The following is a 14,014-nucleotide window of genomic DNA, read 5'->3' as shown; positions in this document are numbered from 1 at the left end:
CTTGGGATCCGGGGTGCAGCCGCTCGATCCGGTGACGAGGCAGCCTGTCGGTTTTCCGGAGTTGCCGGAATCAGCCTTCACGTTCGAGTGCTTTCAGGTGGACATCGCGCTCGAGATCGGACAGGTCGACTTCGGCCTCGCGAAGAAGGGGATTCCTGCCATTGACTTCGGTGCGAGCGACTTGTCGAAGGTTTTCTCGATCGCGCCTTGGAACTCCTCTACGGGGCGAATGCCGAGCTCAGGCAAATGCACATTTGAACGCGATTGCCGGACGAATGATCCCCGGGAATCCTGCTCCACCGAGCTCATCGGCGATCCTCGTCAAGCTGGGGGCCGGTAGTCGCCTAGACTCTGCCGGTTCGGTCTTCTCCGGGGGTCAACTGCATGCTCACCGCACAAGCGGCGCCACCGCGTCCTTCGCTGCCGCGGCGTGGTGCCTCGCGCTATGTGGCGCTGTTCGCGGTCGCGGGGGGCGCCGTCTTCTGGCTCGTCCACTCGAGCATCATCGACGACTCCTACATCACGCTCAGCTACGCGCGGAACCTCGGCCTGCATGGGCACTGGGGGCTGATCGCCGAGCAGACCTCGAACACCGCGACCTCTCCGCTGAACGTGCTCATCCTGGGCGCGCTCACCGCGGTGCTCAGGCACCCGGTGTGGGCCCTCGGGGTCCTGTTCGTCCTCGCGAACGTCGTGCTGGGGACCGCGCTGCTGCGCGTCACGCGGGCGCTGTCCCTGCCCGCCTGGGGTGCGGTCGCCGCCTGGCTGGTCGTTCTGCTCAACCCCCTGTTGCTGTCCGCGGTGGGGCTGGAGGTCACCCTCACCGCCGCGGTGCTGGCGCTCATGCTGATGGCCGCCGTGGAGGCTCGGGCCTCAGCCTTCGGCGTGTGCGCGGGGCTGGCGGTGCTGACCCGGCTCGATCTGGCGATCATCGTCGTCGTCCTGTTCGTCGCCTGCCGGGCGTTGTGGCGTTCCTGGTGGAAGGCGGCCGCGGCGGCGGGGGTGGTCGCCGGGCCCTGGTTCCTGTTCAGCTGGCTCGCCCTGGGGTCCTTCGTGCCGGACACGTTGCTCATCAAGACCCAGCAGCGATCGTGGGGCGGCTACCAGTTCGGCGAAGGGCCGCTCCTCCTGCTGCGCTTCTACCCGGCGGCGATCGTGCTGGCCTTCCTCCCGGCGGTGCTCGGCGTGCTCGCCCTCGCCGTCTGGGCGCGGCGGCGGGCACAGCTGGCCCTCCCGGCCGCGCTGGGGCTCGCGGGAATCCTGCACTACCTCGCCTACACCATCCTCGGCGTGCCGCCCTACCACTGGTACTACGCGCCGTCGCTGATCTGCCTCTCCCTGTTCGCCGCCCTCGCCGTCAGCGCGGTCGCCCGCGGGCTCGCTCTCCCCGTGGGTCTCCTCGTCGTATGCCAGCTGGGGTTCGTCCTGCAGCACGGTGTGCCCTGGCAGCGGGCGGCGGTGACCACGAACTGGGCCAGCCCCGCGCAGTACGCGACCGCAGGCCGGGAGCTGAAGGCCCTCGTCGGCGACCAGCCCGTCCGCCTCGAAGGCGAGATCGGGGCCATCGCCTACTTCTGCGAGTGCACCGTCCTCGACCAGTTCTCCGACCGCACCCAGCTGATCTCCGCGATCGACACCGCGACCGCGCAGGCGGGGCCGGTCAAGCGGTGGCTGCTCCGCCTGAACTACCACTTCCTCGACCGGACCCCCGCGCCGATCACGCCGCGCTACGTGCTGCGTGACGTCGCGACCCCGCCCGCTGGTGCGCCGGTGTGGCCCGCCACGTCGCCGTGGCACGGGCCCGGCGCGCCACCCGACGGCTACTACGCGCTGCTCCCCGCTTAGCCTTCGGGCACAGCCCTCAGCCCGGCAACAGAGCTCCGATCCCGCTGAGGATCATCCCGATCATGGTGTGGGCGCCAGTGCCGAACGCCAGTGACAGGGCGTATCCGACGGCGGCGTCCGCGGCGATCGTCTCGTCGCGGGTGGCCAGCCAGTACACGATGAAATCGCCATCGCCGTCCACGGAGAAGTCGGCGAGCTGACGACCGTCCCGGAGGAGCCGGCTCGTCGCGCTGCTGTTGGGCTTCAACTGGTAGTGGTGCTGATCCCAGGTGAGATCGACCCGGTAGGTGCGGCGGCGCAGTTCGCCGGGCCCCGGCGTGATGACGGCGGGACGGCCATCGATGCGGACGCCGAGCTGCTGAGCCTGCCGGGTTCCGATGGGTACGTGCGCGTCGGCCCGCGCGGGCACGAGACGGCGGATCTCGACCGCGGGCACGTCGGGCCCGGACAGTTCGACAACGCCCGCGTCCTTGTCGACGTCGGCTTTCAGGTCACCGTAAAAGGCGTCGGTGACGGTGTACATCTCCGGTGCTCCCCCTGCCGGCACTGCGAAACCTGGTCGCGAGCCCGATGTTACCGGTGCGTTCCTACCCACCGCGTGGACAGGCAACGGGAGGCGATCGCGAGGGAAACTGGCTTCATGAGTCAGTCGAGGGCCGGCAAGTCCTCCGCCGGTGAGCTGGGCGAGTTCCTGCGGTCCCGCCGCGCGGCGGTCACCCCCGAGCAGCTCGGGATCGCCCCCTCCTACGGCGACCGGCGGCGCGTGCCGGGGCTGCGGCGCGAGGAACTCGCCGAGCTGGCGGGGGTCAGCACGACCTACTACACCCGCCTCGAACAGGGCGAGAACCACCAGGTTTCCGACGCCGTCCTCGACGCCATCGCCCGGGTGCTGAAGCTGTCGCCCGACGAGCGCGCCCACCTGCACCGGCTGGCGCGCGCCCTCCCGCCGGTGCGCGGCGCCGGCCACGAGGACCAGGTCCGCGCCCCCGTGCGCGACCTCGTCGCGGGCAGCCGCGGTGCCGCCGTGCTCGTCGGCCGGCGCACCGACATCCTCGCCGGCAACCCGCTCGGATACGCGCTGTGGGGGCTCACCCCCGAGGAGATCGCCACCATCGGCACGCCACAGGCGCCCAACCAGGCCCGCCGGGTCTTCCTCGACCCGGCGACCCGCGCGTTGTTCGCCGACTGGGAACGCCAGGCCGAAGACCTCGTCGCCTACCTGCGGATGGCCACGGCCGAACGGCCCGACGACCTCGCGCTCCACCAGCTCGTGTCCGACCTCGCCACCGGCAGCGACGACTTCGCCCGCCTGTGGCGGAACCACCCGGTGCGGGATTGCCTGCACACCGTCCGCCGCTACCGGCACCCCGTGGTCGGTGAGCTCGAGCTGAACGAGGAGATCCTCCGCCTGCCCGACGACCCGGGGCAGCGGCTGATCATCAGCGCGGCCGAGGCCGGCACCCCGTCGGCGGAGCGGCTCGCCCTGCTCGGCTCACTCACCGCCAGTTGATCAACGTCCGAACCAGAGGAACACAGATGATCGTCGTCTCGTCCGCCACCAGCAACACCGGTTCCGCCGTCGCCGAGGCGCTCCTGGCCGCCGGCGAGAAGGTCCGCGTGCTCGGCCGCGACCGGGCCCGCCTCCAGCGGTTCGCCGACCGCGGAGCCGAAGCCGTCGAAGCCCGCAACGACGACCCCGGCAGCCTCCGCGGCGCGTTCGACGGCGCCGAGGCGGCGTTCGTCATGATCGCGCCCGGCCTCATCCCCGGCAGCACCGACTACCCCGCCTACCAGCGACGCGTGATCAGCGCCCACCGCGAGGCGCTCGCCGCCGTGCCCGGTCTCACCCGGATCGTGAGCCTCAGCGGCTGGGCCGCCAACTACGACGGCGCCCGCGGCCCGGTGTGGGGTCTGCGCCCGCTGGAGGAGGCGCTCGACGCCCTGCCCGGCGTGGAACCGACCCACCTGCGGCCGGGGTGGTTCATGGAGAACACCCTGCCGATGATCGAGGAGATCCGCGCCACCGGCGTCGCCCGCGGGCTCATCCCAGCCGATCTTCCCCTCCCGGCCATCGACACGGCCGACATCGGGCAGGTCGCCGCCGACCTCCTCACCGGACGGCGCGCCGCAGGCACCCGAACCGTCGAGCTGCAGGGGCCGCGCGACATCACCCTCGCCGAGATCACCGCGGCCATCGGCAAGGCACTCGGACGCCCCGGCGCCCGCTACGAACAGATCGACGCCGCCACCCTGCGCGATTCCCTCCTCGCCGGTGGTTTCTCCGCCCACATGGCCGACGGCACCACGGCCATGACCAGTGACGTCGCCGAACGTCGCATCGCGATGAACCAGCCGCGGACCGCCGAAACCGCCACGCCCACGACCTTCGAGGAGTTCCTCGCCCGCGTACTGGGCTGAGAAACCGAGCCGGTGGCCGCCTCATGACGGGGCGGCCACCGGCGTGTTTCCGGTCGAGGGCGAGAGGTGGAACGGCGTGGGGAGCCAGTGGGGCTCGCCGTCACGGAACCGGGGCGCGTCCAACGCCGGGCGCGGGCCGCGATCGCCCGGCTGCGGTGCGAATTTGGTCCAGCACCCGCAGGCGGCGGGGTGTTCTGGCCAGCGGGGCGGCAGGGCACAGGCGTCCAGTGGGGTTGGCTGTCGCGGCAGCGGGTTTGGTCCGTTGCGTGGGAAGGGCTGCGATCGCCGGGTTGCGGGTGCGGATTTGGTCCAGCACCCGCAGGCGGCGGAGGTGTTCGGGCCAGCGGGCGGAACGGCACCGGCGTCCAGTGGGTTTGGCCGTGGCGGAAGCGGGTTTGCTCGTTGCTTGGGGAGGGGCCGCGACCGCCCGCCCGCGGGTGCGGATCTGGTCCAGCACCCGACGGGCGGCGGGCGTGTTCAGGCCAGCGGGCGGAACGGCACAGGCACCCACCGGGCGTCGCCGTTGCGGAAGTGGATGTGTCCGATGCCGGGGAAGGGCAGGTGTGCGCCGCCGATTGTCCAGCCGTGCGTGCGGATCTCGTCCAGCAACCGCAGGCGCGCGGCGCGGGCGGCCTCCTGATCGCTGTCGATCGCCATCACCACGTGCGGGGCGGGCAGCTGCACCGTGTGGCAGTGCATCGTGTCGCCCCACAACAGCAGCTCCGCGTCGCCGACGAGGTAGCCGCTGTGGCCAGGGGTGTGGCCGTGCAGGTCGACGGCCGTCACGCCGGGCACGGGGGAGTCGCCGTAGTCGAAAGTGGACAACCGGCCTCGCGCGCGGTAGGGCGCCAGCGCCTGCCCGGCCCACTGGTGGATCTGCGCCTGCACGCCCTCGGCCCGCGCGGCGGCCTCCTCGTCCAGCCAGTGCTCGGCGTCCGCGGCCGCCACGTGCACGGTCGCGCCGGGGAACGCGGCGTCCCCGTCCGGCGTGAGCAGGCCGAAGACGTGATCGGGGTGCAGGTGCGTGATGAGGATGTCGTCGACCTGCTCGGGCGGGGTTCCCGCGGCGCGCAGGTTCGCCGTCAGATGACCGGTGCCCGGGCCGAGGGACGCGCCGGCGCCCGCGTCGACCAGCACGGTGCGCCCGGCGGCCGTGAACAGGAAGGTGTTCACGGCCGTCAGCGGGTCGCCCTCCGGTGGGAGGAAACCGTCGGCCAGCAGCTCGGTGATCCGCTGCGGAGACTCGCCGTGCATGTCGGCCGCGTGGATCGGCAGCGCCCCGTCGTACACGGTGGTCACGGTGAGAGCTCCGACGCGGGTGCGCGCGAAGCCCGGCGCCTGGGTGGTGGCTGATCCCGATGAACTCATGGCCGCAGTGTCCGTCGCCCCGGCGTCCGCGTGCCTGTCCCTGTCATGGGTACCCGTTCCTCCGCGACAATGAGCGCATGCGGCTCACCGACGTCTCCCTTCCGGACAGTCCCGTCTGTCTCAATGCGATCGACGTGGCGAAGACCTACACCTCGCCCGCTCTGCTGAACCATTCGTTCCGCGCGTACGTGTGGGCCGCGGCCTACGGGGACGCGCACGACGTGGCCTTCGACGCCGAGTTGCTGTTCGTCGCGGCGTTGCTGCACGACGTCGGGCTGGTCGCGGAGTTCGACAGCCACACGGTGCCCTTCGAGGTCGCCGGCGGTCACGTCGCGTGGGTGTTCGCCGCGGGGGCCGGGTGGCCGCGGCAGCGGCGGGAGCGCCTGTCGGAGGTGATCGTCCGGCACATGTGGCGCGAGGTGGACCAGGACGAGGACCCGGAGGGCTTCCTCCTGGCCCGCTCCACCGGGGTCGACATCACCGGTCGGCACCTCGACGATTTCCCCGCCGGGTTCCGGGCCGAGGTGATGGACCGCTATCCCCGGCTGACCCTGGCCGAGGAGTTCGTGCGGTGCTTCCAGGACCAGGCCAAGCGCAAGCCGGACAGCTCCGCGGCGGCCGCCATCGGCAACGACCTCGCCACCCGCATCGCCCGGAACCCCCTGGAACAAGCCCGGTAGGCCACGACGCGAGAACGGCCGACGAGCGTTTTCGCCGCTCGCCGGCCGCTTCCCGAGGAACAGTCGCCGGGGTTCAGAGGCTCGTCACCTCCTGCTTCGGCGCGGACTCGGCACGGGCGGTGCGGATCGTGGCCAGCCCGAGGAACCCGCCGGCCACGGCGATCGCGGCCGCGCCCAGGAAGGCGGCGGAGAAGCCGTCGGTGAGGGCGGCCGCGTCGCCGAGCTCACCGGCCCCGAACGAGAGACCGACCGCGGTCATCGCGGCCAGGCCGAGCGCCGAGCCGATCTGGTAGGCGGTGTTGACGATCCCGGACGCGAGCCCGCCCTCCTCCGGTTTCGCGCTGGAGATCGCCATGCCCAGCGACGGGATGAACGCCAGCGCCTGACCGAGCGCGGCGACCAGCGACGCCGGCAGCACGTCGACCACGAACGACCCGGTCGGCCGGACGAACGACAACCACACCAGGCCCGCCGCCAGCGCCCACAGTCCCGCCACGATCAGGGTCTTCGACCCGAAGCGGGCGATCAGGCGCGGCGCCACGCCGACCATCAGGATCACGATCAGCAGGGTCATCGGGAGCAGCGCCGCGCCGCCGGCGAACGCGCCGTAACCCAGGACCTGCTGCAGGTACAGGTTGAGGAAGTACCACATCGGGATCCACGCGGCGCCCAGCAGCAGCTGGGCCAGGTTCGCCGCGCCCAGGTTCGGCGTGCGGAAGATGCCCAGGCGCACCAGCGGAACCCGGCGGGACCGCTGGATCACCAGGAAGATTCCCAGCAGCACGACCCCACCGGCCAACGCGCCGAGCGTCGCCGCCGATCCCCAGCCCTGCTCGGGAGCGCGCACGATGGCGAACACGGTGAGCGCGAGGCCCGCGGTGACGGCCACCGCTCCCGCCACGTCCACCGCGCCGCGCCGCCCGGGCGTGACCGGCATGAGGACGGGTGTGGCCGCAATCGCGATCAGCGAAATCGGCACGTACAGCCAGAAGATCCACGGCCAGGACAGCCATTCGGTGATCACGCCGCCGAGGAAGACACCCGCGGTGCCACCGGCAGGCGCGGCCGCCCCGTAGAGCGCGAGCGCCTTCGTCAGCTCCTTCGGGCGGTCACCGAACAAGACCATCAACAGCGTCAGGGCCGACGGCGCGATCAACGCCGCCCCAGCACCCTGCAGGACCCGGCCGGTCAGCTCGATCCCGGCGGTGCCGGCGAGGGCGGCCACCACCGAGCCGCCGAGGGTGACGACCCAGCCCGCGGTGAACATCCGCCGGGCGCCGAGCAGGTCCGACAGGCGGCCGCCGAGCAGCAGCAGCCCGCCGAAGGCGACCACGTAGGCGTTGAACACCCAGGACAGGCCGTCCGGGGTGAAGCCGAGGTCGGACTGCATCTTCGGCAGCGCGACCCCGATGATCGAGGTGTCCATGATGACCATGAACTGGGCGAGCGCGAGGAACCCCAGGGCCCACCAGCGGCGGGAGTCGGTTCTCATCTCGGTCTCCTATACCTATGGGGGGTATCCGTACGACCGAGAAGTTAGCCCTGCCGAAGCGGGCTGCGCAAGTACCCCCCAGGGGTATTTGTGTGATCCAGCTCCCTTGGGTGCGCGTTCGCTCAGCCGGCGCGGCGCATCGCGGGCTCGGGGATTCCCGGCGGGCGTGGTCGTCGCGTGTTCCGCGCTGCTCAGCCCCCGCAGCGCACCGTCGGCTCGGGGTCGTACCGCACCGTCCGCGTCGTGCGGCTGATTTCCGCTCCGCTCAGGTCGCGGACGATCCGCGTGTCCGTGGTCCGGAACCCCGGCTTGCCGCGGGCAGGCTGGCACGTGCTGCCCGCCGGCTTGGTGACCGTGTGCGGGTCGACGTAGTCGCCGCGCGGGCCGGGCACCGACTCGACCGTGACGTGCCTCGTGCCCCACAACCGGACGGTGATGGACTTCGGCGTCCAGATCGTCTGGATCGCCACCCCGGTCGGGAACTCGTTGGCGAACTTCAGGTCGATGACGCTGCTGCCGTCCGGGTTCTGGAAGACCGTCGCGTCGCGGCCGGCTGGGTAGCGGCTGATGTAGTAGCTGTGCTCCTTGTGCTCGACGTCGGTCATCCCGGCGAAGTAGGCGGCGTTGTAGAGGGTGGTGGCGAACTGCGAGATCCCGCCACCCACCTCGCGCTCCGGCACGCCCTCCTCGATCACGCCGGCCTCCACGTACCCCTGCGCGGCCTCCCGCGGACCGGTGTAGCCGTTGAGGCTGAACGTTTCCCCGGGCAGCACGATCGCGCCGGACACCTTCTCGGCGACCACCCGGATGTTCACCCCGGAGTCCGGCGCGAAGTTGCCGGTGGTGAACTCGCCGATCACTTCGGTGATCCCGAGCTGCCCGGCCCGGTCGGTGGTGATCCTCGCCGGCACGGCCACGTACCGGGCGTCGGTGGTCCGGTCACCGCCCGGGCGGATCGCCTCCAGCAACCCATCCAGGGTCTGGTCCCAGTCGACCGCGCGGCCGTCGACCGACGGCACGACCGCGGGCCGGTCGTTGTCGAACCGCATTCGCGCGTCCTGACCCGGCTTCTCGGTCGGCGCGAGGTGATCGGCCAGAGCACCGAGCTTCGCGCGGTCGAGCCGCGGGACGAGGGTGCCGTTGTCGCCGGGCTGGAACGTCAGCGCGGCGGCGATCTGCGCGGGCTCCAGATCGACGTCCCGGCCGTCACCGCGAACCGTCGCCGGCGCGGCGACAGCGGGCAGCGCGACCTCGTCGAGCGCCGCGCGCACACCCTCCGGTGTGGTCTTCGGCGGCAGGGGGAGCACCGGAGCCTGCACGCGCTCCGCGGTGACCCAGCCGGTGAGCAGCACCTCCTCGGCCCGCGCGGTGTCGAGTGCCTGTCCGGCCCGCGGATCGACCGGGACGGGGGTGATCCCGTCGAACCGGATGCCGCCCTCCACCACCGGCCGGTCGACCGCCGCCCGCAGCTCGTCGAGGGTGGCGGTAAGGGCGCCGGGGTCCGTCCCGGCCACGACGGCGATCTCGCGGTCGCGGAACAGCGACACCAGCCGCGTCCACGGGTTCATCGGCTGGGCACCGGCGGCGGCCACGGTCGCCCCGGCATCCACCCGCACCCCGGCCTCCGCGGGGACGAACGGAACCTCGCGATCACCGGCGATCACCTGAACCGGCCGGCCGAGGCGGGGCGTCAGCTCGTCCCGCAGCTTCTGCTCGGCCGCGGCTTCGCTGATGCCGCCGATCGCGACACCCGCCACCGTCGTCCCCCGGGGGACCTCACCGGAGCTCAGTGCCAGGTCGAGCACGTACAGGACAGCGAGTACGAACAGGACAGCCGCCGCGGCGATCGTCGCGGGCCTGCGCCACCACGGTTTCGGCGCGACCTCGCCGACACGCGGCAGGTACTCGGTGGGCTCGGGCGTCGAAGGAACCACCAGGTCCTAGTTGACCAAAACGCCCGGTTCAAACGCGGCTCCGGCGGCGGACCGCGACGGGCACCGCCACCACCCCGGCCCCGGCGCAGGCGATCGCGGGCCCCGCCCATTCATAGGCCGTCTCGGCCACGTGGGCCAGCACGGTCAGGCAGGTGCTCCAGGCCGCCGCGCTCACCGGCGCGAACCGGCGGTAGGTGAAACCGGCGGCGGAAGCCAGGCGGGGCGCCAGAGTGCGCAGCCCGACCACCCATTGCGCCGCGCACACCGACAGCAGGCTGCCATCGCGCAGCGCCCGCGCCGCCCGCCGCTCCAGGCCGGCCAGCCGCGCCGGAACCGCCGGCGCGCCCCGCAGGTAGGCGATCTGCGGGCCGGTGACCGCGCCCACCACCGCCACCCGCGGCCGGCGCACCACGCCGGCGCCGGCCAGCACACCGAGCGCGAGCACGGCACTCGCGCCGGGCAGGAACACCCCGGCCAGCAGCGCGGACTCCGCGACGAGCAGGTCAGCCACGCAGCGGCCGGTGGCAGACGTCGGCGAACGCCGGCGGCAGGTTGCGCCACACCGTGCGGGTGACGACGACCTGGTCGAAGTGCTCGTGCACCAGGCGGCGGAAGCGGCGGGCGCCGGACATCCACGCGGCGTGGCGGTAGGCGAACGTGCTGAACGCCCCGTGCGCCGGGAGGCACCGGACGATCTCGGCCAGCACGCGCCGCTGCCGCTCGGGGTCGAACAGCGCCCACGGCAGCCCGCTGACCACGGCGTCCACCTCGGACAGTCCGGCGGCGGCGAGCAGACCGGCCAGCTCGGCGGCGTCACCCTCGACGACCGAGATCCGCGGGTGCCGGGCACGCAGGTGCGCGGCGAACACCGGGTCGACCTCGACGGCGAGGTGCCTGCCCGCGCGCGGCAGCCGGGCCGCGATCGCCTGGCTCACCGCACCGGTGCCGGGCCCCAGTTCCGCCACGGCGGGGGCGCCCACGGCCGGGACGACCGCGGCGAGCAGGCGGCCGAGGCCACGCGAGCTGGGCGCGCAGGCCCCGACGACGGCAGGGCGGCGCAGCGCTGCGGCGACGAAGGTCCGGTAGTCGTCTGTCGTGGAGATCATGGTCCCGACGCTCGCAGCGCGCGCCCGCCGTCACCTCCGCCGTGCAGCCCGGGTCTGCGGCCACTCGCAGGAGCGACCTCCTCCGGACGCAGGAGGTGCCGGTCCGGGTCCGCCCCTAAGGTCGGGTCGTGATCACCCGCCTGTCCCGCCGCGTCCCGAACCTCGTCTGGGCGCCCATCCGCTTCGTCCCGCTGCTGGTGGGTGCGGCGTACCTGGCGGTGCTGCACGGACCGTCCCCCGTGGACGGTGCCGACTGGGGGCTGGGCATGCTCTCGGCGACCGTGACGCTGGCAGGCGGACGGCTGCCGCTGCTGGTCACGGTGGCGCAGTCGGCGCTGCTCGTCGTGGCCTGGTCCGCCGACTCGTCCCTCGCGCTCGCCGTCACCTACGTGCTCGCGGCGGTGGCGCTCGGCGAGCTGTGGATGCGCCGGTCCGGCCTGCGCTGCTGGCTCGGCGCGGCTGCGTTCGTCGCCGCGCAGGCCGGCGTGTTCGCGCCGAAGTTCGACCCGGTGCTGACCCCGTCGTCGATCCTGCTGACCACCGCGCCGCCGATGCTGCTGGGCCTCTACATCCGCTCGGTGCTGCAGGGGGCGATCGCCGCGAAGCAGCGCAGCGCGTTCGTCGCGCAGCAGGCCCGCGCCGCCGAGCGGGCCGCGATCGCGCGGGAGCTGCACGACCTCGTCGCGCACCACATGGGCTCGGTCGCGGTGCGGGTCGGCGCCGCGCGGCGCGCGCTCGGCGAGCGGGACCCGGAAGTCGCGCAGGCCCTGAGCGAGGTCCACACCACGGCTCGCACGGCGCTGGCGGACCTGCGGCAACTGGTGACCACCTTGCGCGACCCGCGGACCGCGGTGTCGGACGTGGGCGAGTCCCTGGTCGACTCGGCGTCGCTGCCCGCCGCGCTCGCGGGCGTGGTCGAGCAGGCCCGCTCGGCGGGCATCACCCTGGACGCCGAGATCTCGCCCGAGGTGGCCGGCCTGGACGCGATGCGGCGGCTGGCCGTCCTGCGCGTGGTGCAGGAGGGACTGGCTAACGTCGCCAAGCACGCCGGGCCACACGCGAGCGCCACCCTGCGGGTGCGCGTCGACGACGGGCAGGTCGGAATCAGCATCCGCGACCGCGGCGGGGACCCGCCACCCGTGTCCCGCGGCGGCCCCGGGTTCGGGCTGACCGGGATGCGCGAGCGGATCGAGCTGCTCGGCGGCACCGTGACGGCCGGCGCGACGGGAGCCGGGTGGGAACTGACCGCCACGATGCCCAAGGAGGAGCGCCGGTGATCCGCGTCCTGCTCGTCGACGACCAGCAACTGGTCCGCGCCGGGTTGCGCATGCTGTGCGAGACCACGGCGGACATCGAAGTCGCGGGCGAAGCCGCGAACGGCCACGAGGCGGTCGTGCTGGCCGAGCGGCTCCGCCCCGACGTCGTGCTGATGGACTTGCGCATGCCCGGGGTCGACGGGTTCACCGCGACCACCCGCATCCTGGCGGCGCGGCCCGCGACGCGGGTGATCGTGCTGACGACCTTCGACGACGACGAGCACCTGTACCCGGCGCTGCGGGCCGGCGCGCACGGGTTCCTGGCCAAGGACGCGACGCCGGAGGAGGTGCTCGACGCGATCCGCCGGGTCGCCGACGGGGACGCGCCGTTCAGCCCGGCGGTGCTCCGGCGGCTCGTGCACGCCGCGGTCGCCGCGCGTGAGCGCACCGAAGCCCCGGCTCCCGGCCGGTGGCGCCTGACCGGTCGTGAGCAGGACGTGCTCGCCCTGCTCGGGCAGGGGATGTCGAACGCCGAGATCGCCGCCGAGCTGCACCTCGGCGTCACCACCGTGAAGACGCACATCGCCAACCTGATGACCAAGACCGGCGCCACGAACCGGGTCCGCCTTGCGGTGCTGGCCGCCCGCGACCTCACCGAGCGGGCCGAGGACTAGCGACAGCTCAGCCGGTGATCTCCTTGCCGAAGATGCCGCGGGCGATGACCCACTTCAGGATCTCGTTGGCGCCCTCGTAGATCTCGCCGATCTTGCTGTCCCGGTAGATCGCCTCGACCGGCCCGGGAGTGCCGCCGGCCGCCAGCTCCCGCGCGAAACCCAGGCCGCCGAAGGCCTGGACCGCGTCGCGCGCCATGTCGACCGCCAGCCGGCTGCCGTACTGCTTCGCCATCGCGGCTTCCGGCTCCGGGAAGACCTCGCCGGCGTCGCGGCGCAGGGCGGCCTTCAGGTAGAGGTTGCGCGCGTTCTCGATCTCGGTGGCCCGGTCGGCCATCAGGAACTGCCAGTGCTGGTTGGCCGCCAGCTTCCGGCCGAACGCCACGCGCGACGACAGGTGCGCGACCGCGTGGTCGAAGGCGGCCTGTGCCATGCCGACACCCGCGGCCGCGATGCCGATGCGGCCGAGCGTGAGCGTGGCCAGGGCGTGCCGCAGGCCGTGCCCCGGCTCGCCGCCGAGCAGGCAGTCGCCGGTCAGCTCGACGTCGGTGAACCACACGTCGGCGGTGAGCTGCCCGCGGTTGCCCATCTTCCGGTCGGGTTCACCGACCCGCACGCCGGGCAGCGAGGTGTCGACGACGAACATCGACAGCCGGTCGCCGGTGCGGGCGAGGGTGACGACGAACCCGGCGACCGGGGAGTTCGAAATCCACCGCTTGTGTCCGTTGAGGACCCAGGTGTCGCCGTGCCGGACCGCGACGGTCCGCACCGCCGTGGGGCTGAGGTCCGACGACGCGTCGGGCTCGGTGGTGGCGAACGCGCCGACTAGGGCGCCCTCGGCCACCGGCCGCAGCCACCGCTGCTGCTGGGCCGCGGTGCCATGGGTCAGCACGTTGCCGGCGAGGATGCAGTGCACGTCGAACACCGCCGCGACGCTGCTGGAGTAGTAGGCCAGCTCCTCGATCGCCACGGCCGTCGCCGTGACCGGGTGCGCCAGGCCGTCGCCGCCCACCTCGGCGGCGAAGGGCACCCGGAACAGGCCGGCGGCGGCGAGACCGTCGAAGACGTCGCGGGGAAAGCCGTCGACGCGTTCGTCGCCGTCGGCGATCCGGCGTGCGGCGGGCGCGACGACGTCGGCGGCGATCTTGCGGGCGCGGTGGCGGAACTCCTGGATCTCCACGGGGGAGAGCAGGTCGTGGTAGAGCCGGTCGGCCTGGCGGACGGGGGTGGGAAGGGCGGACATG

Annotated in this window: 14 protein-coding genes; 7 read left to right on the top strand and 7 right to left on the bottom strand. The window is 72.9% G+C overall.

The features are described 5' to 3' along the window. The first annotated feature begins 13 nt into the window (after positions 1 to 13). On the top strand, positions 14 to 340 hold the full coding sequence (locus tag AMY39116_RS45930; protein ID WP_157358367.1) for a hypothetical protein: 327 nt from the start codon (positions 14 to 16) through the stop codon (positions 338 to 340). A 107-nt stretch (positions 341 to 447) separates the two neighbouring features. Beyond that, positions 448 to 1,845 (top strand): hypothetical protein, encoded by a 1,398-nt coding sequence (locus AMY39116_RS42090; RefSeq protein WP_020416081.1) that lies wholly within the window; start codon positions 448 to 450, stop codon positions 1,843 to 1,845. Positions 1,846 to 1,861: 16 nt separating this feature from the next. On the opposite strand, the gene AMY39116_RS42085 is transcribed toward AMY39116_RS42090, so the two are convergent. Continuing rightward, positions 1,862 to 2,368: a hypothetical protein gene (locus AMY39116_RS42085; protein ID WP_020416080.1), complete on the bottom strand. Its 507-nt coding sequence runs from the start codon at positions 2,366 to 2,368 to the stop codon at positions 1,862 to 1,864. Positions 2,369 to 2,485: 117 nt separating this feature from the next. Between AMY39116_RS42085 and AMY39116_RS42080 the strand changes: the two genes are divergently transcribed. After that, complete coding sequence (locus tag AMY39116_RS42080; RefSeq protein WP_020416079.1) at positions 2,486 to 3,355, top strand: helix-turn-helix domain-containing protein; 870 nt, start codon at positions 2,486 to 2,488, stop codon at positions 3,353 to 3,355. A 26-nt stretch (positions 3,356 to 3,381) separates the two neighbouring features. Continuing rightward, positions 3,382 to 4,263, top strand: a complete 882-nt coding sequence (locus AMY39116_RS0302160) for an NmrA family NAD(P)-binding protein (RefSeq protein WP_020416078.1) — start codon at positions 3,382 to 3,384, stop codon at positions 4,261 to 4,263. 477 nt (positions 4,264 to 4,740) lie between these two features. Here the strand turns inward: AMY39116_RS0302160 and AMY39116_RS42075 are convergent, their stop codons facing one another. After that, complete coding sequence (locus AMY39116_RS42075) at positions 4,741 to 5,631, bottom strand: MBL fold metallo-hydrolase (RefSeq protein WP_039791053.1); 891 nt, start codon at positions 5,629 to 5,631, stop codon at positions 4,741 to 4,743. A 77-nt stretch (positions 5,632 to 5,708) separates the two neighbouring features. On the opposite strand from AMY39116_RS42075, the gene AMY39116_RS0302150 reads away from it, so the two are divergent. Beyond that, positions 5,709 to 6,311, top strand: coding sequence for an HD domain-containing protein (locus AMY39116_RS0302150; RefSeq protein ID WP_020416076.1), 603 nt, complete (start codon positions 5,709 to 5,711; stop codon positions 6,309 to 6,311). Positions 6,312 to 6,384: 73 nt separating this feature from the next. Here AMY39116_RS0302150 and AMY39116_RS0302145 read toward each other — a convergent pair whose 3' ends face one another. The 4 genes from AMY39116_RS0302145 to AMY39116_RS0302130 all read right to left on the bottom strand — a co-directional run bounded on the left by AMY39116_RS0302145 (position 6,385) and on the right by AMY39116_RS0302130 (position 10,843). Further along, positions 6,385 to 7,803: an MFS transporter gene (locus AMY39116_RS0302145; protein WP_020416075.1), complete on the bottom strand. Its 1,419-nt coding sequence runs from the start codon at positions 7,801 to 7,803 to the stop codon at positions 6,385 to 6,387. A 191-nt stretch (positions 7,804 to 7,994) separates the two neighbouring features. Beyond that, positions 7,995 to 9,737 (bottom strand): VanW family protein, encoded by a 1,743-nt coding sequence (locus AMY39116_RS0302140; RefSeq protein WP_020416074.1) that lies wholly within the window; start codon positions 9,735 to 9,737, stop codon positions 7,995 to 7,997. A gap of 28 nt (positions 9,738 to 9,765) precedes the next feature. Next, positions 9,766 to 10,248, bottom strand: coding sequence for a hypothetical protein (locus tag AMY39116_RS42070; RefSeq protein ID WP_020416073.1), 483 nt, complete (start codon positions 10,246 to 10,248; stop codon positions 9,766 to 9,768). Beyond that, positions 10,241 to 10,843 carry a class I SAM-dependent methyltransferase gene (locus AMY39116_RS0302130; RefSeq protein ID WP_020416072.1) on the bottom strand — a complete coding sequence of 201 codons (603 nt, stop codon included), beginning with the start codon at positions 10,841 to 10,843 and terminating at the stop codon, positions 10,241 to 10,243. The genes AMY39116_RS42070 and AMY39116_RS0302130 overlap by 8 nt, the downstream gene beginning before the upstream one ends. A gap of 128 nt (positions 10,844 to 10,971) precedes the next feature. On the opposite strand from AMY39116_RS0302130, the gene AMY39116_RS42065 reads away from it, so the two are divergent. Together AMY39116_RS42065 and AMY39116_RS0302120 are read left to right on the top strand one after the other, a co-directional pair. Next, entirely contained in the window at positions 10,972 to 12,120 is a 1,149-nt protein-coding gene (locus AMY39116_RS42065) for a sensor histidine kinase (protein ID WP_020416071.1), read from the top strand. Beyond that, positions 12,117 to 12,773: a response regulator transcription factor gene (locus AMY39116_RS0302120; protein ID WP_020416070.1), complete on the top strand. Its 657-nt coding sequence runs from the start codon at positions 12,117 to 12,119 to the stop codon at positions 12,771 to 12,773. Before AMY39116_RS42065 ends, AMY39116_RS0302120 begins: the two co-directional genes overlap by 4 nt. Positions 12,774 to 12,780: 7 nt before the next feature. Here AMY39116_RS0302120 and AMY39116_RS0302115 read toward each other — a convergent pair whose 3' ends face one another. Continuing rightward, a complete protein-coding gene (locus AMY39116_RS0302115; RefSeq protein ID WP_020416069.1) occupies positions 12,781 to 14,013 on the bottom strand; it encodes an acyl-CoA dehydrogenase family protein in 1,233 nt (410 codons plus the stop codon). Between the last annotated feature and the right edge of the window lies 1 nt (position 14,014).

Origin of the sequence: Amycolatopsis sp. ATCC 39116, assembly GCF_000231075.2 — a bacterium.
Classification (GTDB): Bacteria; Actinomycetota; Actinomycetes; order Mycobacteriales; family Pseudonocardiaceae; genus Amycolatopsis_E; species Amycolatopsis_E tucumanensis.
This window is presented reverse-complemented; position numbering and strand designations above follow the sequence as displayed.